Raw genomic sequence first — 18,254 nt, 5'->3', positions numbered from 1 at the left:
TTACGAATCCCAAAATGATGCGCTGTATCTTTATAGGACAACAAGTTTTCTTGTCTATAGTCTAAAACAGATCGTTTAAATTCACTAGTATAAGTTGTTTTCGTCATGTGCTTAAGCAGGCTGTCTGGCCCAAACTCATTATAGTTATTCACCCATCTTGTAATTAATGAAGGGTTGAACTGATACTGCTTAGCTAAAGCCTTATATCCACCTTCATTATTAAGGTAGGATTGAACTACTGCCATTTTGAACTCAAAACTATGTTTTTTATTTTTCATAACAAAAACTCCCCTTAAGTTGGATTTAGGTCCAACTTAAGGGGAGCACGTCATAACCGGTGCTTTTTTATGTTTAAAATACAGTTAAACGGGAATATTAATGATTAGAAATAAAATTACAGGAGGAATTTATTTATGGCAAAAAAAGTAGCTGTTATTATGACAGATTTAGTCGAAGATATCGAATATACAAGCCCTAAAGAAGCAATTGAGGAAGCTGGACATGAAGCAGTGCTCATTTCGCCGGATGGTTCAGCTGTAGAAGGTAAAAAAGGCGGAACATTCGAAGCGGATAAGTCTATCGGAGAAGTAACACCGAATGATTATGATGCTTTATTAATCCCGGGCGGATTTTCACCGGACAGTTTACGCGGAGACAAAGAAGACCGCTTCTCAAAATTTGCCAAGCATTTCCTTGAAGAAGACAAGCCGGTATTTGCAATTTGCCACGGCCCTCAGCTGCTGGTAGATACAGGTTTATTGAAAGATAGAAAAGTCACCAGCGTTAAAAACGTTAAAAACGATTTAATCAATGCAGGAGCAAAATGGGAAGACAGCCCGCTCACAGTATGCGGCAACCTTGCTACAAGCCGCACACCCGATGATTTAGACCAGTTTAATGCTGAAATTAAAAGACAATTAGGTTAAAATAAAAGCTGCAGCGGAAGACCGCTGCAGCTTAATTTAATTTCTATTCTACTGTTACTGTACGTGCGGCAGCAGCCGGATCGCCGAAACTGTCAAAGGCAGCGTAAGCTATCGTGTATTCACCTGGAGTTTCATTATCCACTTCTCCAGAAATATAAAGCTCATTACTTATATCAGTACCATCCACATCTATTGCACGGACACCGTCTTTAGGATCAAATGATTCGCCGGTGCTGATTGTCAAATCTTCGACGCCGCTGAATGATACAGAATTACCGGTATCAGCTGAAGAGTTTTTGTCAGGTGCAGTTTCACCCAGCTGTGCTTCAGTCGGCGGAATCAGTGGTACAGGATCGCTCTCTCTATCAGATACTGTAACCTGACGGACATGTTCGTAATAGCCGCCCCGCGAATTTTCCACGCGGTAGGTTACGCTGTAGGTACCGGGAGATTCTGTATTTACGCTGTTATTTGTGACTTCTATATTATCGGTAATATTTCCATCTTCGTTGTCCAGCGCATAAACACCGGCCAGTGGGTCGAAGTCACTGCCGGTCTGAACGTTAATATTACTGACACCTTTTATTGCGGGTATATTGCCCGAATGGCTGTCGGCTTCTTCTGTCATAGTCGGACCATCATAATTTTCATATGCCCGATCGGGACCTTGAGCGGGTTCTTCAATTTCGTTATCTACGAAATCACTGACGATTGGTGCGACTGGAAGTGCACCAATCATAAATTTTATAAGCGTATCTGCATTCATTTATTTACACCTCTGGATTCACAATACTTTTTTTAATTTTAGCACACTACAGTCGTAACGACCAAGAATAGTGCGGACAGGAAGTGAAGGAATTTGACTTATATATTATTAATTATAGGATTCGTACTGCTGATAAAAGGTGCAGGATATTTTGTGGACGGGGCATCGGCAATTGCCGGAAAACTGCATATTTCTCCGCTAATTGTAGGATTGACTATAGTCTCGCTCGGTACGAGTGCACCGGAAGCAGTCGTCAGTATAATTGCTTCACTTGAGGGCAATGGTGATATGGTTATTGGCAACATTGTCGGAAGTAACATCATAAATATTTCTTTAATGCTTGGTGTTACTGTATTGGTTTCTCCATTTTTAATTGAAAGGGAAACACAGACAAGAGAAATTCCCTATGCTCTGATAGCAGCAGTATTGCTTCTTGTATTTATGTCGGACCAATTTTTATTTTTTGCTGATTCCAACATAGTAGGACGTATCGATGGAATTATTTTATTGGCAGGTATTGGTTTATTTTTATATTATACATTTGTGAAAGCACGCCGCACCAGAGAAGCAACTCAGGATAGCGAAGCTAAAAAAGCGGGGAATGACAGCAGCTGGTTTAAAAACATTGCCCTATTTGTTATCGGTCTTGCGGGTATTATTTTCGGCGGTGATCTGGTTGTCGACAGTGCATCGTCAATTGCTCTGTCACTCGGTATGAGTCAGGCACTTGTCGGTTTAACAATTGTTGCAATCGGTACATCGCTGCCGGAACTCACAACGTCTGTTGCTGCTGCGAGAAAAGGCGAAGCGGAAATGGCATTTGGTAATCTGATCGGTAGTAATATTTTCAACATATTTTTCGTACTGGGCCTCTCTGCGGTAATCAGTCCTTTAAGTGTCAGCGGAAGTCTCTTCACAGATGCATGGATACTGATTGTTATTACTGTGATATTAATGACTCTTGCTTTATGGAAAGGAAAACTTTCTCGTACTTCAGGTGGAGTGCTCGTCTTATTATATGTAATTTATTTTGCGTACATTATAATAAGAGGTTAAATCATACAGGACATCAAAAGGCCTCTCCGAAAATTTGGAGAGGCCCTTTTTAGGTTTATTATTTTTCGTTATGCCATTTAGCAGCTAATAACGTGTTGTTTAAGACCATTGTAATTGTCAGTGGACCAACACCGCCTGGAACCGGTGTAATGTAACTTGCTACTTCTTTAGCACTCTCAAAATCAACATCGCCAACTAATTTCTCGTCGACAACTGTGTTACCGACATCGATAACGATTGCACCTTCTTTTAAGTCAGATCCTTTAATAAGACCCGGCTTACCTACTGCACTTACGACAATGTCGAAGTTTTTAAGGCTTGCAACCATGTCTTTAGTACGTGAATGCATCAGTGTTACTGTAGCATTTTCGTTAGTTAGTAATTTCGCTACCGGCTGTCCGACAATGTGTGAACGCCCGACAACAGCAACTGTTTTACCTTCCAGTGAACCTGTATGCTTCAGTAATTCCATAATACCAAGCGGTGTACATGGTACGAATGTGCGCTGCCCAGTGTACAGGCGTCCGATATTAACCGGGCTGAACCCGTCTACGTCTTTATGAGGAGCAATTGCTTCAATTACTTTATTTTCATCTACCTGTGACGGCAGTGGAACTTGTACAAGAATGCCATTTACTTTATCGTCGTTATTAAGTTTTTCTACTGCTGCAAGTACTTCTTCTTCTGAAGTATCTTCATCTAATCGCACGATAGAAGACGCCATCCCGATTTTTTCAGCAGCTTTGTTTTTAGAACGTACGTAGCTTAATGAAGCGCCGTCGTTACCTACAATTACCACCGTAAGATTTGGTACAATTCCCTGTGATTTTAATTTTTCAACTTCGCTTTGTAATCCGGCACGGTATTCTTTAGCAATTTCGCGGCCGTTTAATAATTCTGCAGTCATAAAAAAATCCTCCCTTAAAGTTTGTCTATTTCATTATCTCGAAAAACATAAGAAAAAGCTATAGATATAATTTAATATCTGCCCGAAGAAAATTAGTAGTACTTCTCTATTTAAGTTATAATAATATTAAGTTCATATTACATAAGTGCGACAGTATGAAAGGGGAATAATTATGAACGTTGCAGTAATTGGCAAGGGCGGCAGAGAACATGCCATTGTCAAGATGTTGGCAAATTCAAAAAGTGTTAATAGTATTTATGCAATACCGGGAAATGCAGGCATGCGTGAAATCTGCGAGGTAATGTACCGGGTCGATGAAGATGATTTCGATGCCATTGCAGGAATATGTATTGAGAAACAGGTGGATTGGGTCGTCATAGGGGATGCGGTTCCATTATCACTTGGTCTGGCAGATTTTTTAATAGATGAATACGGACTGACTGTTTTCGGACCGCGTAAAAAAGAAGCCCGTATGGAAACCAGTAAATCATACACGAAAAATCTGCTTAAAAAATATAATATTCCAACAGCGGATTTCAAAGTATTTGTAAATTATAATGAGGCAAAAGAATATATAGAATCGGCGATACCGCCTTATGTGCTTAAAAAAGACGGCTTAAGCGAAGGTAAAGGTGTCGTTATTATACAGAGCAGAGAAGAAGGGTTAAAAGCACTGGAAGAGCTGGCCGCAGTGTCAGATGAAGGTGATATGGAACCGCTGCTGCTTGAAGAGTATTTAGTAGGTGAAGAGTTTTCACTGATGGTTATGGTCAATGAAGAATATACCCACACATTTGAAGTGATTGCACAAGATCATAAAAGTGCGTTTGGCAAAGGTGATGGGCCGAATACCGGCGGTATGGGAGCTTATGCTCCAGTCACGCATATCAGTGAAACAGTCAGGCAGGAAGCAATTGAAAAAATAATTGAACCGACAGCCATGGCAATGGTTAAAGAAGGGCTGAGTTACTTCGGCGTGTTATATCTCGGTGCAATGATGACAGATGATGGGGTAAAGGTTCTCGAATATAACGCGAGATTCGGCGATCCTGAAGCGCAGGTTCTGCTTTCTATGATAGACAGCGACTTCGCCTGCATACTGGAAAAGGTGCAGCAGAAAGAGCAGCTCAAAATTGACTGGAAGTCCGGCTACACTGTTGGTGTGATGCTAGCGACAGAAGGTTATCCGTATGAATATAAACGCGGTATTGGAATTTCATTTACCGATGAAATAATGGACCGCAGTTTTATCAGCGGTCTCGCTCAGACTGAAAATGGAGATTATATTTCCTCAGGCGGCCGTATTATGCTGGTGACAGGTACCGGTCTTACAATTGAAGAAGCACTAAAATCTGCATACGGCAGCGTTGGAGAAATAGAGTTTAATAAAAATGAAATATTTTACAGAACGGACATTGCACACCGTGCACTGTTAACAAAATAAAAAAGAGGTTAGCTGAGTGCTAACCTCTTTTGCATGAGTATAGGATAACTAAATGATATAATTACACCTTGTCATGCACGTAAAAACTTAAGTATATTATTCGTAAATATTTAGCCTGTATCAATATTATAATTATTATCTGTTAGTAGGATATATATCCGGAATTTATAAATATAAACATAAATATGCTGAAGAATGATTTTTATACTTGAATTTTATATAATAGAGAGAGTTGAGGTGACAGGATGATAAGTAAATTCAGAAATCGCAGTGAAGTGATTATTAGTTTTATACTCGGTGTGTTTTTTATTATTTTAGGTCTTTTTATATTATTTAACACCAGTCAGATTAGAAATGAAGAAGTCCCTGTCGAAGAGGATAACATAGAAACAATTTTTGATTTAATTAATGTTTTCTTCGTCGAAGTATCAAATATGCTGTCGATGATGATTGGAGGATTTCCAATTATTGCGGGCATACTGATAATTTTATTTGGACTGTTTATGTTTAAAGTAGGCTCATGGATTAACAGCACTACTAAATACGATGTGCCGCTGACCTTTTTCTTTATCGGTCTGTCGCTGGTTCTGTTTATCGTGACGACGATATTAATGACACAGTCCTACGGACTTTTTGCACTGCTGTTTTTGCTCGCATTTATTATTCATCTGCTGTTCAGTGTATTTAATGAATATTTAAATCCGGAACATCGTAAAGAGCATTATATGATTATTCTGCTGTTTTACGGTATCGCATATTTCTTTACGCAAAATGCAGTGTATTCGAATATAGAATCGACGATAACACCGACAGACGTACTGTCTATTAATTTATTTTTTGCACTGGTGTGGGTATCGTCATACATGGCTCTGTGGGTCGGTGTGTTCTTGCTGAAAGCAAACAATCTGCTGAAGAAACCGGCAGATACAAGCCCGGAAAAACTTTCCAGATTAAACAAGAAGAAGAGCGGTAAAAAGCGTTTTGCACCTGATAAATATTTAGGGTTTTCACAAAAATTATACGATTTTCGCAACAAAATTCTGGATAAGCTGAAACAGTTTTTCGAAACGGACCTGCCTTCATGGTTCAAAGTTAACTATTTAGAAATACTGTTCGGTATTATCGTACTGATTTTCGTATTCCTGGAGTTTAATAACCGGAACGGTGTATTTGTAGAAGGTTATTTCAGACTTAATCAGATGCAGACAATTTACGAATGGGTCAATTTATTTATCACACTTGTCCTGGCAGTTTTATATTTAGTGTTCACGATTATGAATCTTTTGAAAGATAAGTATTATCACAGACAGATGATTGTTATTTTTATTCTTTGGATGAATGTTACAGTGAGTCTGTATATTACGCTGTTTAAAGATGTGGAATTATCGCTGTTTATTTTACCATTCAATGTTTTTCTAGTACTATTGCTGACACCGTTATTACTGATCAGTATATTTAAAGAATTTAAAGGGGTTGATAAAAATGAAACAGACAGAAAAATATAGCTACAGTGGACGTACAGATGACAAGGCGATTCATGAAAGAATCCATCAGCTTGTTAAAGAGTACAAGGGAGAATCCGGAGTACCTGTAATTACAGGGTTCAGTTCAGATGAAGGTGTCAAACGGAATAAGGGGACGAGAGGCGCTGCAGAAGGTCCTTTTAAAGTTCGTGAGAAGATGTCGTCATATGCGTTCACGGGTGAACTGTACGATGCTGGAACAGTGCTCGGTACTGAAGATTTGGAACAGTCCCAGCAGAATTTAGGAGATGTTATTAATGAGATTTATAAAAATAACAGTTTTCCTATTATTATCGGCGGCGGACATGAAACTTTTTACGGCCATTATTTAGGAGCGAGACAGGCATTCAGCGGTAAAATCGCAATCGTCAATCTCGATGCGCATTTTGACCTCCGGGATGAAAGACCTTCCTCCGGCACGATGTTCCATCAGATTTTATCTGCTGACGGCGAAGTGGATTACTATTGTCTCGGAATACAGCCCGAGGGCAATACTAAAACGCTATATAATACAGCGGATAAGTTCGGCGTAAAATATTATTCAATTGATGAAATGAGAAATACAGATGCTGCCGATAAAGTAGCAGAGGTACTCCAGGGCTATGATGCGGTCCTTATGACATTGTGCATGGATTCACTGCAGCAGGCAATTGCGCCAGGTGTTAGTGCACCGAGTCCGAATGGTTATACTGCGATAGAAATTCATGAACTTGTCAGCAAGTTTGCTCGACTTCAAAATCTTAAAAGTTTCGATGTGTCGGAAGTATCCCCGCCGCTCGACATTAATGACCAGACAAGCGCGATAGCTGCGAGTATCATTTATAAATTTTTAACGGTCAGACAATCAATTTAAGTTCTAAAAAATAAAAAACGGGTATAGCATATAATATAACTTTTAAAATAAAGGAGTATTTACTATGACCGGACCATTAACGAATGCACAAATTGAAGAACGGGCAGATGAAGCCCGTGACCTGGTGAAATCAAAAGCTGCTTCATCTGCATTAGCTGCAGCACTTCCTATACCGCTGCTTGATGTTGGTACAGATATGAAACTGCTTAATGAAATTACTGGTGAAATTGAAGAAATATTCGGTATTACTCATGATGAGGTAGCGAAGTACAGCGATGACATGAAAACAAGAGCTGCTGTAATGATTTCCAGTGTCGGCGGAGAATTCGTTGCACGGAAAACTATCGGTTATGCTGTTAATAAAATTGGTAAGAAAAATCGTAAAGAGAATGGAACATTTGGGGTAATTCCAATTGTGACGCAAGGATCTACAGCGATAATCAGTTATTTCCTAATGAAAAAGCTTGGTAACGACCATATTGAGAAATGCGTAGACTATTTAAATTCGAAAAATATCGATGGTTCAATGCAGGAATCTTAAAAGTGGTGTAAAATAAGTGTAATCATTGAGAAATTCACACTTAAAGGAGACAACATAATGGAAACAAAGTCATTTCTAATTATAGACGAAACAGGGATTCACGCACGTCCTGCCACAATTTTAGTGCAGACAGCAACGAAATTCGACTCGGATATCGAACTCGAATATAACAGTAAAAAAGTTAATCTTAAATCAATAATGGGTGTAATGTCATTAGGAGTAGGCAAAGGTGCAGAAGTAACTATTTATGCAGACGGCAAAGACGAAGCAGAAGCGATTGAGGCAATTTCTGAAACTTTATCTAGCGAAGGACTGACTGAATAATGACAGAAATTATTACAGGTTTAAAATTGAGTGAAGGAATCGGCTTTGGAAGCATATTTATTTCCAAAAGAGCAGATATCGATATCTCGGAAAGGGAAATCGATGCTGCTCATATTAACGAAGAAATATCAGCATACAAAGAAAGTATTCAACAAGCTCATATCCAGCTCCGTATATTGAGAGAAAATGTTGGTGAACACCTCGATGAGGACAGTGCCGCAATTTTTGATGCACATATTATGATGCTGGATGATCCAGGCTTTAATGAGCAGATTATTAATAACATCAACAGTTTAAACAATGCTGAGAAAGCTATTCAGCTTGCGGGGCAAGTATATATTACTAAATTCGAATCGCTCGATTCGGAATATATGAAAGCCCGTGCACTGGATGTTAAAGATATTTGTATGCGTTTAATAGCAAATGTACAAGGTACCGAGCTGACGGATTTAACGCGCGTGGACGAACCTGTAGTAGTCGTTGCAGATGAATTAACACCTTCTGCTTCAGCACAATTAGACAGTAAGTATGTAAAAGGTATCATTACAGCAACAGGGGGAGTCACCAGCCATTCGGCTATTATTGCCCGCAGCTTAAATATACCTGCAATTTCAGGTGTTCCCGATATTTTATCAAAAGTGAATCACGGCGATGATATTATTGTCGATGGTTTCACCGGGGATATTGTGCTCTCGCCGACAGAAATTGAAATGGCGGCATACAGTGAAAAGAGTAAAGCACAGGACGAACGGGAAGAAAAATTAAAAGATTTTATCGGTAAAGAAACGGCAACCCTCGATGGTATTAATATTAGCCTGTATGCGAATATTAAAGGTCCGGAAGACATTAATGATGTCACCAGCAACGACGCTGAAGGTGTTGGACTTTACCGCACGGAATTTCTTTATATGAACAGAATGAATCTGCCGTCAGAAGATGAGCAGTTTGAAGCTTATAAAACTGTCCTTTCTTCTACGGATGATAAGCCGGTAATTATCCGGACGCTTGATATTGGTGGAGATAAGGAATTATCTTATTTGAATCTGCCGAAGGAAAGTAATCCATTTTTAGGCGAACGGTCAATTCGTTTCCTTTTAAAAAATGAAGAAATTTTTAAAACCCAGCTCCGTGCACTTGTCAGAGCAAGCGAGCATGGCAACTTAAAAGTAATGTTCCCGATGGTTACTACAATCGATGAATTTAACAGAGCAAAAGCGCTGCTCGTTGAGGAGAAAGAAAAATACGAAGCTGAAATTGGCAAAGAACTTGATAATATTGCTGTGGGTATTATGGTTGAAACACCATCTGCTGCAATTATCAGTGATCAGCTGGCGAAGCACGTTGATTTTTTCAGCATCGGTTCAAATGATTTAATTCAGTATACGATGGCAGCAGACCGTCTGAATGATCAGGTGAGTGATTTATACCAGCCTTATCATCCAAGTGTTCTTGGCCTGATTAAAAAGGTCATTGACAGCGGACGCAATAATAATAAATGGGTTGGCATTTGCGGTGAGATGGCATGTGATTATAAATCCATCGCTCTTCTTATCGGATTTGGCATAGATGAACTGTCTGTAAATCCAAAAAATATTCTGGCAATACGTGAACATATTGCAAAAATCAAAAAGACCGATATGGAACACTTGAGCGAACAGGTGCTGTTAGCTGACAGTGCTGAAGATGTTCTTTATTTAATTGAGGAACACTTAAACTTAACTTAATCTTAAAAATTGTATAGTACACTGGGCATGTAGAAGTTTTTCTGCATGTCTTTTTTTACAAAAAATGAAGGGAAGTTAGTCTATGCATAATGAGAGCCGCAAGCCCGCCGTATTATTTTTATCCTTGCCTGTACTGGCATGGGCCTTGTTTGATTTTGCCAATACGATATTCTCCGCGAATATCGTCACGCTGTTTTTCCCTCAATACATAACTGAAATAATCGGGACAAACGCACAGCTGGAACAAATATCATCTACAGTAATCGCATATGCTAATGCGGCGAGTGCTTTATTTCTTATTTTATTTTCACCATTATTTGGAGTATTAATGGACAGATCAGGGAAACGTAAGAAGTATATTATTATATTTACACTGCTGACAGTTGTGGCATCCATACTGATGGGACTGTTCGGTGGAATGAACACCGGCACAATATTCGGTATTCCGAATGGTCTTTTGTTAACGATACTGCTCTTCGTATTTGCTAAATTCACTTACAGCTCAGGAAATGTTTTTTACGATGGCATGCTGTCATCACTCGGCAGTAAAAAAGAAGTGCCGCTTATTTCAGGCTTCGGGGTGGCACTCGGATATTTAGGTACATTATTCGGTATATTCTCGGTCTTAATAATTATTGGTGACAGCGGTATTCATAACGCATTCTGGCTGAGCGGTATTTTATTTCTGCTGTTTGCACTGCCTTTGTTTTTCATCAATAAAGACCCTGTGCAGAAAGCAAAACCTAAACAGCCGTTTTTAAAAGGATATAAAGATGTGTATCAAACGTTTAAAGAAGCGAAAAAATATCCATCAATTTTCTTTTTTATGATTGCTTATTTTTTTATCAATGACGCACTCGCAACGGCAATAGCAATGATGCAGCCGTATGCAACAACGGTGGTCGGCTTTGAAGCAAGTGCATTTTTAGTCGTCTTTATGGTGGCGACACTGTTCAGTATTGTCGGAGCACTGGTATTTGGCTTTATTAACCAGAAATACGGTTCGAAACCGACGTTCAGCATTATCGGTCTATTGCTGGCTGCAGCGATTACAATCGCAGCCCTGCCGCTGCCGATGTGGACGTTTTGGATTGCAGCAAGTTTATTCGGTGTAGCAATGGGTTCTGTGTGGGTTGTTTCCAGAACAATTATCATCGAATTGTCCCCTTCAGGAAAAGAAGGGCAGTTTTTCGGTTTGTTCGCCTTCAGTGCTAAGATGAGCGCAATTGTTGGGCCCTTTATTTACGGTACGATTACATTAGTTCTAAGCGACCTCGGGACAGTGGCATCTCGTATTGCGATAACGAGTCTGCTCGTGATGGTGATTGTCGGATTATACTTCCACAGCAAGGTGAAAATACCTGAAAATGACACTGTGTAAATACTGAACAGCAAAGTATGTTAATTTATTCACAAATATGTCACTAAATTTTAAACCTAACCATTTAATAGAAGAGGGTAAAACAGTTATAATGATAGGTATGAATATGGGGTGAGTATAAATGGATGAGGTTTTAATTGGACGGGTTTTAACCGGTATGACATTAGGTTTTCATATCATTTTTGCCACTATTGGAGTCGGCGTCCCAATAGTATTTATGGTTCTTGAATTTTTAGGACTAAGGAAAAAAGATGCGCAGTACTTAACAATGGCGCGTCGTATTGCCAAAGGTTATACGGTGACCGTTGCGGTAGGTGTTGTAACCGGAACAATTATCGGTCTGCAGCTGTCCTTAATATGGCCGGACTTTATGAGGCTCGGCGGTCAGATTATAGCCTTGCCGCTGTTTATGGAAACATTTGCGTTTTTCTTTGAAGCAATTTTCTTAGGAATATTTTTATATACGTGGGATCGATTTAAAAACCCTTGGTATCACTGGCTGTTAAATATACCAATTGTTATCGGTTCTACATTGTCAGCGGTATTTATTACGACGGTGAACTCATTTATGAATACACCGGCAGGATTTGATTTTGAAGGCGGAGAGTTCCTGAATGTCGATCCGATTGCCGCAATGTTTAACCCTTCATCATGGGTTAGGATATTCCACGTTGTTGTAACGGCATATATGACTGTTGCTTTCCTGATGGCGACAATCAGTGCTGTAAAACTGCTGAGAGCTTCTCATAAAGAAGACAGAACATATCATAAAAAAGGCTTAAAAGTAATGATGTCCATCGGTGTTATTATGGCAGGATTTACACTGCTTGCCGGAGACTTAACAGCTAAGTTTCTGCATGAGCATCAGCCTGAAAAACTGGCAGCTTTTGAGTGGCATTTTGAAACAGAAGAACGTGCGGACTTAGTACTGTTTGGTATTTTAGATGAGGAAACACAGGAAATTAAATACGAATTGCGCATTCCATGGGCACTCAGCTTCCTGGCTGGAAATTCATTTGATACTGAGGTAACAGGACTGAATGAAATTCCGGAAGATGAACGTCCGCCGCTGATTATTCATTACTTCTTTGACTTAATGGTATTCTTCGGAATGTACGGCTTAGGTGTGGCTGCAGTTTACTTTATCGTTAAATTTACGAAACGGTGGACAAAGATACACGAACATCATCCGGCACTCTTATATATGTACGCGCTGGCAGGACCTCTGTCCTTCTTAGCGATAGAAGCAGGATGGTTCTTAGCAGAAATGGGGCGCCAGCCATGGATTGTCCGCGGTTATATGAGAGTGTCTGAAGCGGTCACACAGGCTGACGGATTAGGTATAGCGCTGATTGCTTTTGCGATGCTGTACGCAGTCCTCGGCGTTACGTGTATTTACGTGCTGCTTAGAATGTTTAAAGATAAATCAGCTGAAGAGGATAAACTGAACTGGTACGGAGAATCCGGAATTGCTTCTAAAGGTGAAGGAGGTCGACTGCCATGAGCCTAGATTATGAAATTATCGGTGTTACGGTACTGTGGACGTTTTTATATCTGTATGTCATTATCGCATCGATCGACTTCGGTGCAGGATTTTTTAACTTCTATTCAAAATTAACGGGTGATGATAACATCATCAGTCCGATAATTGCACGGTATTTAAATCCAGTATGGGAGACGACTAACGTATTCTTTGTCTTCTTCTTTGTCGGGATTGTCGGATTTTATCCGGACACAGCATATTATTTAGGAACAACACTATTGATTCCAGGGTCAATTGCTTTAATACTGTTATCGATACGCGGTTCGTATTATGCGTTTAACTCTTATAACAGGGAAAGTAAGCTGTCATGGTCAGCGCTGTACGGCGTTACCGGACTGCTGATTCCGGCGGCATTATCGATTGCGCTGGTTATTTCAGAAGGCGGTTATATAAAAGAAACCGCCACAGGTATTGATTTAGACTTTGAAGAATTAATTTTCAGCACGTACGGCTGGTCGGTAGTATTTCTCGCAATTATTTCGGTTCTTTATATTTCAAGCGGATTCCTGACGTTTTACGCGGCGAAAGCAGAAGATAAAAAAGCGAGCGAATTAACGAGAACCTGGTTTTTAATCTGGACACTTCCAACGCTGGTCATTACACAGTTTACGTTTTTAGGGCTAAGAGATCATAACTATGAACACTTCTTGGCAGCTCAGGATTACTGGTATTTATTCGGGCTGAGTCTTCTTGCGATGATAATCGCAGTATTCTTAATATGGAAGCGCCGCAACTACGGCACAGCTTTCATTATGATTATGCTGCAGTACGGTTTTGCATTTTACGGCTACGGTATCAGTAAGCTGCCGTACATTCTTTATCCGTATGTAAATATTAATGACTCTGTCGTGAATGAAAATATGGCATTTGCATTGACAGTCGTCTTTATTTTAGGTTTACTATTATTAATTCCTTCATTATTCCTGCTCGTGAGATTGTTCTTATTCGATAAGGATTATGTTAAAGGAAACAAAAAATATTAGGCACTTAAAGAATAGGTTGATACTATGAAAAAAGAAATAGCAGTCATCGGACTGGGAAGATTTGGCGGAAGTATCGTCATGGAATTAAGCGCAATGAACGTGGATGTACTGGTTATTGATACAGATGAAGCCCGTGTCAATGAATATCAAGACTATTACTCAGACGGCATTATCGGAGATTCAACTGATGAAATGATGCTGAAAAGTATTGGTATTAATAACTATGATAATGTCATTGTTGCTATCGGTGATAACATTCAGGCAAGTATACTAACAACGCTGATTTTAAAAGATTTAGGTGTTAATAAAGTAACAGCTAAAGCTCAGAACTCTTATCACGGCAAGGTACTTGAGAAAATCGGTGCGGATATTGTTGTCCATCCCGAACGGGATATGGGCCGACGGATTGCCCATAGACTGATATCATCCTCGGTCGTAGAATATTTGGAAGTATCAAGCAACCATTCTATTATTGAATACAGTGCAAATATCAAACTCGAAAATAAGCGTATTAACGATTTAAACTTACGTGAGAAATTCGGTATCAGTATTATTGCGATTAATAGGGATAATGACATTATCGTCAGCCCGGATCCGCAAATCAGTATACTTGCAGGTGATATACTGATTCTTATTGGCAGTGATAAGCAGATAAATAACTTTGAGAACTTTATGGAGCGTCTTAAATAAAAAAAGCATCATCACTCCAAAAAATGAGTGGTGATGCTTTCTTGTTTATGTGGCAGTGACATAGTCACTCAAACCAGCTTAGTTTAATTCAATACCGTAATGATCGAGAATATACTGAGGCACAAAGTAGCGTGCAGTCTTTTTCGGATCAACAATCTGATTAATTTGTGTCTGGCCGGTGAGACTCATCAGCATGGTGAATTCTTCCATACTTAAATCGGTTTTTGGCTGAAGAAGTTCTGCCATTTTATGAACTGAAACGTCTACAGCTGTATCCAGACTTTCATCGGAAACGTTTAAGTAAATTCCTTCATCATTAATAATTACAGGATGTTCAGTCGATAAGTTCTGAGCTTTTTCAAATGTGACATTCACATTAGCGCTGACTTCAAGTCCTGAAACACTAATTTCGCCGTCAGCCATCGCAGCGTGAACGTCACCAAGACCAAACAGGGCACCGTCATGATAAACAGGGAGGTATAATGTAATTCCTTCTGTCATTTTCAAAGAGTCCATATTGCCGCCATGTGTATCAGGTGTACCGTTATTGACAGGTTCATCCGGCGGAGCAACACCGATAACTCCAATCATTTTATTTACGGGAATTGATAAACCGTTAAAGTCGACTGAATTGCTGTCATTATCGATGTCGTATATACGAACCAGGGTATCATTTAGAACGTCTCCCATAACTCCCAGGCCAGGGCCGGCTACCATAACACCTGCAGCAGAAATATCAATGCTGTTAATCGTTACTTTTAAAACATCGCCGGCTTTAATACCATCGATGTAAACCGGTCCTGATGCAGGGTTTATTTTGTCCCAGTCAAGTCCGCCAAATGCACCTTCTTCAGATGTAATTTGTCCGGTAAAGCAATCGTATGTTTCAATATCTACAGTATCGCCGAGATTTACTTTTAACTTTGCCTCGTTGCCCTTACTCATTGCATAGAAAAGATTATCTTTAGAAAGCTTGTGATGTGTCATTACGGCTCCTCCTCAATAATATGTATTCAACTTTAATTATAGAGTAAATATAAATAAAAACAAAACAGCACCAGAGCCCTATACAATCATGGACTCCGGTGCTGTTATTTATTATATGATTTTATTTTTCATCGTTAACTCTCATGATGATTGGAAGAATCATTGGACGGCGTTTCGTTTTGTTATAAAGGAAACCGCTTAGTTCTTCAATAATCAGCTGTTTAACGTTATACCATTCAACGTTTTCTTTTGATTCGAGCAAGGTTCTTACTTCGTCGCGGATTTTTTTCTCTGCGCTGCGGATCAGTCCGTATGATTCTCTCATATAGACGAAGCCGCGTGAAATAATGTCCGGTCCGCTTAACAATTCACCAGTTTCGAAGTCAATTGTCAGTACAACAATTGCAAGTCCTTCTTCTGATAATGATTTACGGTCGCGGAGAACGATGTTGCCGATATCTCCGATGCCGTTACCATCGACGAATACTGTGCCGGCAGTAACGCGATGTGAGAATCTTGCACTGTCTTTCGTCAGGGCAAGGACATCACCAATTTCAAAGACAAAGACATTGTCTTCTTTAACACCTGTTGAAATTGCTAATTTTTTATGCAGATCAAGCATACGGTATTCACCGTGAATCGGCATAAAGTACTTAGGCTGCATTAAACGAAGCATAAGCTTCTGTTCTTCCTGAGAACCATGACCTGACGTATGAATATTAGATAGTTTACCGTGAATAACATCAGCGCCTGCTTTATATAAAGCATTGATAGTTTTGTTGACGCTTAGCGTGTTACCCGGAATCGGTGAAGAACTGAAGACTACAGTATCATCAGGGATGATGCTGATTTGTCTGTGAGTACCATTGGCAATACGCGATAGTGCGGCCATAGGCTCACCCTGTGAACCGGTACATAAAATCATAACTTTATGTTTTTCAATCTTGTTAATCATTTTAGGTTCGATAAACGTCTCGGGGGGAGCTGTAATGTAACCGAGCTCCTGGCCGATTTTAATGTTGTTTTCCATGCTGCGGCCGAATATACAAATTTTGCGGTCGAATTTTACTGCAGCTTCAATTGCCTGCTGCACACGGTAAATATTCGATGCAAATGTAGCGAATATAATACGACCTGAACATTTACGGAATATATCTTCAACATTCTGGCCGACTTCTTTTTCACTGATAGTGAAGTTTGGCACAGTAGCATTTGTTGAGTCCGAAAGCAGTGCAAGCACGCCTTCTTCACCAAGTTTAGCCATTTTCGCAAGGTTTGCCGGTTCGCCGACAGGTGTGAAGTCAAATTTGAAGTCCCCTGTGTGAACGATATTACCTTCTGGAGTACGTGCGATAACACCGTATGCTTCCGGGATAGAGTGAGTTGTTAAATAGAACTCAATATCGATGTGTTTGAATTTCAGAATAGTATCTTCATCGATAGGAATTAGCTCAGTCTGGTTAAGAAGGCGGTGTTCTTCAAGTTTGTTGCGAATTAACCCTAAAGCAAGCGGACCTGAATAAACAGGTACTGAAATTTGTCTTAATAAGAAAGGAATACCGCCGATGTGGTCTTCGTGACCGTGTGTCACAATCAGTGCACTGATTTTATCTTCGTTTTCTTTTAAGTAAGTGTAATCAGGTATTACGTAATCAACGCCAAGTTCAGCATCTGTTGGAAACTTGACCCCTGCATCGATTATAATAATTTCATCTTTGTATTCTATACAATATGTGTTCTTCCCGATTTCTCCCAGTCCCCCAAGAGCAAATACACCTACTTCATTTGTTTCAAGCGTCATTACGCGATAGTCTCTACTTTAAAATCTTCGTTGTTGCTTTGTTCATATTCCAGATGCGCGGGACTAAGTGCCTGGATAAATTCGATATTGTTCTGGTTCGTTTTTAAATAATTACGAACCTCTTCTTCTGTTTCTGCTTCGACATAACGCGTCTTTGTGTCTTCTCTGATGATACGCATGTCCAAGTCTTGCTGGAAAAATACTTTAAATACTGCCATAATTTATGACTCCTTTGTTAGTTAATTATCATTATTAAAATAAATATAAAAAATAAAAATATGTGCCTAAATTTTTAAGCACATTATTTAGGGTCTTATTTACCCTTCATATATTCATTGCGCAATAAACCTTTTCTGCCCAGGATGCTTTTCAACTTTCTCTTCAGTTTCTCACGTAACCTTCTCAGCATACTATCACACCCTTATATACTTAATCTCATTTTACAATATAGACTCGGTACTTGCAAAGACTTTATAATAGTATCAAGGGAGGGGAAACTGTGAAGATAGAACAGATTATGTCGAAGGTTAAGAATGAAATGATCAGAAGTGATAAAATGTTTACCGGAATTGAGTTCAATGTTCGCGGAGAACAGGTCGTTATGAACTATGTATATGCTGATTACAGCAGCGGTGCGGATACCAATACAGATATGTATATGCCTCACGGAGAAGACCCTGTTTTTCTTAATGAAGAAGAGATGAATATGCTGCTCGGTAAACTGCGTGAAAAAAATATCGATTATAACATCAGAAAAGATGAATTTATTTAATTTTAAAAAGACGGTGCCTGTAATTATACAGAC

The 18,254-nt window shown here is 39.5% G+C and carries 19 protein-coding genes; 13 read left to right on the top strand and 6 right to left on the bottom strand.

Annotated features, from left to right (window positions below; translation table 11 throughout):
* A partial coding sequence (locus tag H625_RS0102755; protein WP_026858541.1) for a helix-turn-helix domain-containing protein occupies positions 1-278 on the bottom strand: 278 nt, incomplete at its 3' end.
* Positions 279-413: 135 nt separating this feature from the next.
* Between H625_RS0102755 and H625_RS0102750 the strand changes: the two genes are divergently transcribed.
* On the top strand, positions 414-926 hold the full coding sequence (locus tag H625_RS0102750; RefSeq protein WP_026858540.1) for a type 1 glutamine amidotransferase domain-containing protein: 513 nt from the start codon (positions 414-416) through the stop codon (positions 924-926).
* A gap of 43 nt (positions 927-969) precedes the next feature.
* Here the strand turns inward: H625_RS0102750 and H625_RS0102745 are convergent, their stop codons facing one another.
* Positions 970-1,692: an immunoglobulin-like domain-containing protein gene (locus tag H625_RS0102745; protein WP_026858539.1), complete on the bottom strand. Its 723-nt coding sequence runs from the start codon at positions 1,690-1,692 to the stop codon at positions 970-972.
* Positions 1,693-1,785: 93 nt separating this feature from the next.
* On the opposite strand from H625_RS0102745, the gene H625_RS0102740 reads away from it, so the two are divergent.
* A complete protein-coding gene (locus tag H625_RS0102740; RefSeq protein WP_026858538.1) occupies positions 1,786-2,748 on the top strand; it encodes a calcium/sodium antiporter in 963 nt (320 codons plus the stop codon).
* A 58-nt stretch (positions 2,749-2,806) separates the two neighbouring features.
* Here the strand turns inward: H625_RS0102740 and H625_RS0102735 are convergent, their stop codons facing one another.
* Positions 2,807-3,655, bottom strand: coding sequence for a bifunctional 5,10-methylenetetrahydrofolate dehydrogenase/5,10-methenyltetrahydrofolate cyclohydrolase (locus H625_RS0102735; RefSeq protein ID WP_026858537.1), 849 nt, complete (start codon positions 3,653-3,655; stop codon positions 2,807-2,809).
* Between the two features lie 172 nt (positions 3,656-3,827).
* Between H625_RS0102735 and purD the strand changes: the two genes are divergently transcribed.
* From purD to H625_RS0102685, 10 genes are all read left to right on the top strand, one after another.
* Complete coding sequence (gene purD, locus H625_RS0102730) at positions 3,828-5,099, top strand: phosphoribosylamine--glycine ligase (RefSeq protein WP_026858536.1); 1,272 nt, start codon at positions 3,828-3,830, stop codon at positions 5,097-5,099.
* A gap of 245 nt (positions 5,100-5,344) precedes the next feature.
* The gene (auxA, locus tag H625_RS0102725) at positions 5,345-6,604 is read left to right on the top strand and encodes a lipoteichoic acid stability factor AuxA (protein ID WP_245573084.1); all 1,260 of its coding nucleotides are present in this window, start codon (positions 5,345-5,347) and stop codon (positions 6,602-6,604) included.
* Complete coding sequence (locus H625_RS0102720) at positions 6,582-7,475, top strand: formimidoylglutamase (RefSeq protein ID WP_026858534.1); 894 nt, start codon at positions 6,582-6,584, stop codon at positions 7,473-7,475. Before auxA ends, H625_RS0102720 begins: the two co-directional genes overlap by 23 nt.
* Positions 7,476-7,539: 64 nt before the next feature.
* The gene (locus H625_RS0102715; protein WP_026858533.1) at positions 7,540-8,016 is read left to right on the top strand and encodes a hypothetical protein; all 477 of its coding nucleotides are present in this window, start codon (positions 7,540-7,542) and stop codon (positions 8,014-8,016) included.
* Between the two features lie 57 nt (positions 8,017-8,073).
* Complete coding sequence (locus H625_RS0102710; protein ID WP_026858532.1) at positions 8,074-8,340, top strand: phosphocarrier protein HPr; 267 nt, start codon at positions 8,074-8,076, stop codon at positions 8,338-8,340.
* Entirely contained in the window at positions 8,340-10,064 is a 1,725-nt protein-coding gene (ptsP, locus tag H625_RS0102705; protein WP_026858531.1) for a phosphoenolpyruvate--protein phosphotransferase, read from the top strand. The genes H625_RS0102710 and ptsP overlap by 1 nt, the downstream gene beginning before the upstream one ends.
* An 82-nt stretch (positions 10,065-10,146) precedes the next feature.
* On the top strand, positions 10,147-11,445 hold the full coding sequence (locus tag H625_RS0102700) for an MFS transporter (protein WP_026858530.1): 1,299 nt from the start codon (positions 10,147-10,149) through the stop codon (positions 11,443-11,445).
* Between the two features lie 121 nt (positions 11,446-11,566).
* Positions 11,567-12,949: a cytochrome ubiquinol oxidase subunit I gene (locus H625_RS12445; protein ID WP_051238939.1), complete on the top strand. Its 1,383-nt coding sequence runs from the start codon at positions 11,567-11,569 to the stop codon at positions 12,947-12,949.
* Positions 12,946-13,971 carry a cytochrome d ubiquinol oxidase subunit II gene (locus H625_RS0102690; protein WP_026858529.1) on the top strand — a complete coding sequence of 342 codons (1,026 nt, stop codon included), beginning with the start codon at positions 12,946-12,948 and terminating at the stop codon, positions 13,969-13,971. Before H625_RS12445 ends, H625_RS0102690 begins: the two co-directional genes overlap by 4 nt.
* 24 nt (positions 13,972-13,995) lie before the next feature.
* Entirely contained in the window at positions 13,996-14,661 is a 666-nt protein-coding gene (locus H625_RS0102685) for a potassium channel family protein (RefSeq protein WP_026858528.1), read from the top strand.
* A gap of 78 nt (positions 14,662-14,739) precedes the next feature.
* On the opposite strand, the gene H625_RS0102680 is transcribed toward H625_RS0102685, so the two are convergent.
* The 3 genes from H625_RS0102680 to H625_RS0102670 all read right to left on the bottom strand — a co-directional run bounded on the left by H625_RS0102680 (position 14,740) and on the right by H625_RS0102670 (position 17,667).
* The gene (locus H625_RS0102680) at positions 14,740-15,648 is read right to left on the bottom strand and encodes an acetamidase/formamidase family protein (protein ID WP_026858527.1); all 909 of its coding nucleotides are present in this window, start codon (positions 15,646-15,648) and stop codon (positions 14,740-14,742) included.
* A 121-nt stretch (positions 15,649-15,769) separates the two neighbouring features.
* Positions 15,770-17,449, bottom strand: a complete 1,680-nt coding sequence (gene rnjA / locus H625_RS0102675; RefSeq protein ID WP_026858526.1) for a ribonuclease J1 — start codon at positions 17,447-17,449, stop codon at positions 15,770-15,772.
* Complete coding sequence (locus tag H625_RS0102670; protein WP_026858525.1) at positions 17,449-17,667, bottom strand: DNA-dependent RNA polymerase subunit epsilon; 219 nt, start codon at positions 17,665-17,667, stop codon at positions 17,449-17,451. Before H625_RS0102670 ends, rnjA begins: the two co-directional genes overlap by 1 nt.
* A gap of 281 nt (positions 17,668-17,948) precedes the next feature.
* Between H625_RS0102670 and H625_RS0102665 the strand changes: the two genes are divergently transcribed.
* On the top strand, positions 17,949-18,221 hold the full coding sequence (locus H625_RS0102665) for a hypothetical protein (RefSeq protein ID WP_051238938.1): 273 nt from the start codon (positions 17,949-17,951) through the stop codon (positions 18,219-18,221).
* Positions 18,222-18,254 lie beyond the last annotated feature (33 nt).

This window comes from Jeotgalicoccus psychrophilus DSM 19085 (genome assembly GCF_000425845.1).
GTDB classification, from domain to species: Bacteria; Bacillota; Bacilli; order Staphylococcales; family Salinicoccaceae; genus Jeotgalicoccus; species Jeotgalicoccus psychrophilus.
This window is presented reverse-complemented; position numbering and strand designations above follow the sequence as displayed.

Excerpts from the sequence above, each read along its gene's own strand:
- H625_RS12445 (WP_051238939.1), top strand. The coding sequence starts at position 11,567 with ATGGATGAGGTTTTAATTGGACGGGTTTTAACCGGTATGACATTAGGT.
- purD (WP_026858536.1), top strand. The coding sequence starts at position 3,828 with ATGAACGTTGCAGTAATTGGCAAGGGCGGCAGAGAACATGCCATTGTC.
- H625_RS0102685 (WP_026858528.1), top strand. The coding sequence starts at position 13,996 with ATGAAAAAAGAAATAGCAGTCATCGGACTGGGAAGATTTGGCGGAAGT.
- auxA (WP_245573084.1), top strand. The coding sequence starts at position 5,345 with ATGATAAGTAAATTCAGAAATCGCAGTGAAGTGATTATTAGTTTTATA.
- H625_RS0102700 (WP_026858530.1), top strand. The coding sequence starts at position 10,147 with ATGCATAATGAGAGCCGCAAGCCCGCCGTATTATTTTTATCCTTGCCT.
- rnjA (WP_026858526.1), bottom strand. The coding sequence starts at position 17,449 with ATGACGCTTGAAACAAATGAAGTAGGTGTATTTGCTCTTGGGGGACTG.
- H625_RS0102710 (WP_026858532.1), top strand. The coding sequence starts at position 8,074 with ATGGAAACAAAGTCATTTCTAATTATAGACGAAACAGGGATTCACGCA.
- H625_RS0102735 (WP_026858537.1), bottom strand. The coding sequence starts at position 3,655 with ATGACTGCAGAATTATTAAACGGCCGCGAAATTGCTAAAGAATACCGT.
- H625_RS0102745 (WP_026858539.1), bottom strand. The coding sequence starts at position 1,692 with ATGAATGCAGATACGCTTATAAAATTTATGATTGGTGCACTTCCAGTC.
- H625_RS0102690 (WP_026858529.1), top strand. The coding sequence starts at position 12,946 with ATGAGCCTAGATTATGAAATTATCGGTGTTACGGTACTGTGGACGTTT.
- H625_RS0102720 (WP_026858534.1), top strand. The coding sequence starts at position 6,582 with ATGAAACAGACAGAAAAATATAGCTACAGTGGACGTACAGATGACAAG.
- H625_RS0102670 (WP_026858525.1), bottom strand. The coding sequence starts at position 17,667 with ATGGCAGTATTTAAAGTATTTTTCCAGCAAGACTTGGACATGCGTATC.
- H625_RS0102715 (WP_026858533.1), top strand. The coding sequence starts at position 7,540 with ATGACCGGACCATTAACGAATGCACAAATTGAAGAACGGGCAGATGAA.
- H625_RS0102750 (WP_026858540.1), top strand. The coding sequence starts at position 414 with ATGGCAAAAAAAGTAGCTGTTATTATGACAGATTTAGTCGAAGATATC.
- H625_RS0102680 (WP_026858527.1), bottom strand. The coding sequence starts at position 15,648 with ATGACACATCACAAGCTTTCTAAAGATAATCTTTTCTATGCAATGAGT.
- ptsP (WP_026858531.1), top strand. The coding sequence starts at position 8,340 with ATGACAGAAATTATTACAGGTTTAAAATTGAGTGAAGGAATCGGCTTT.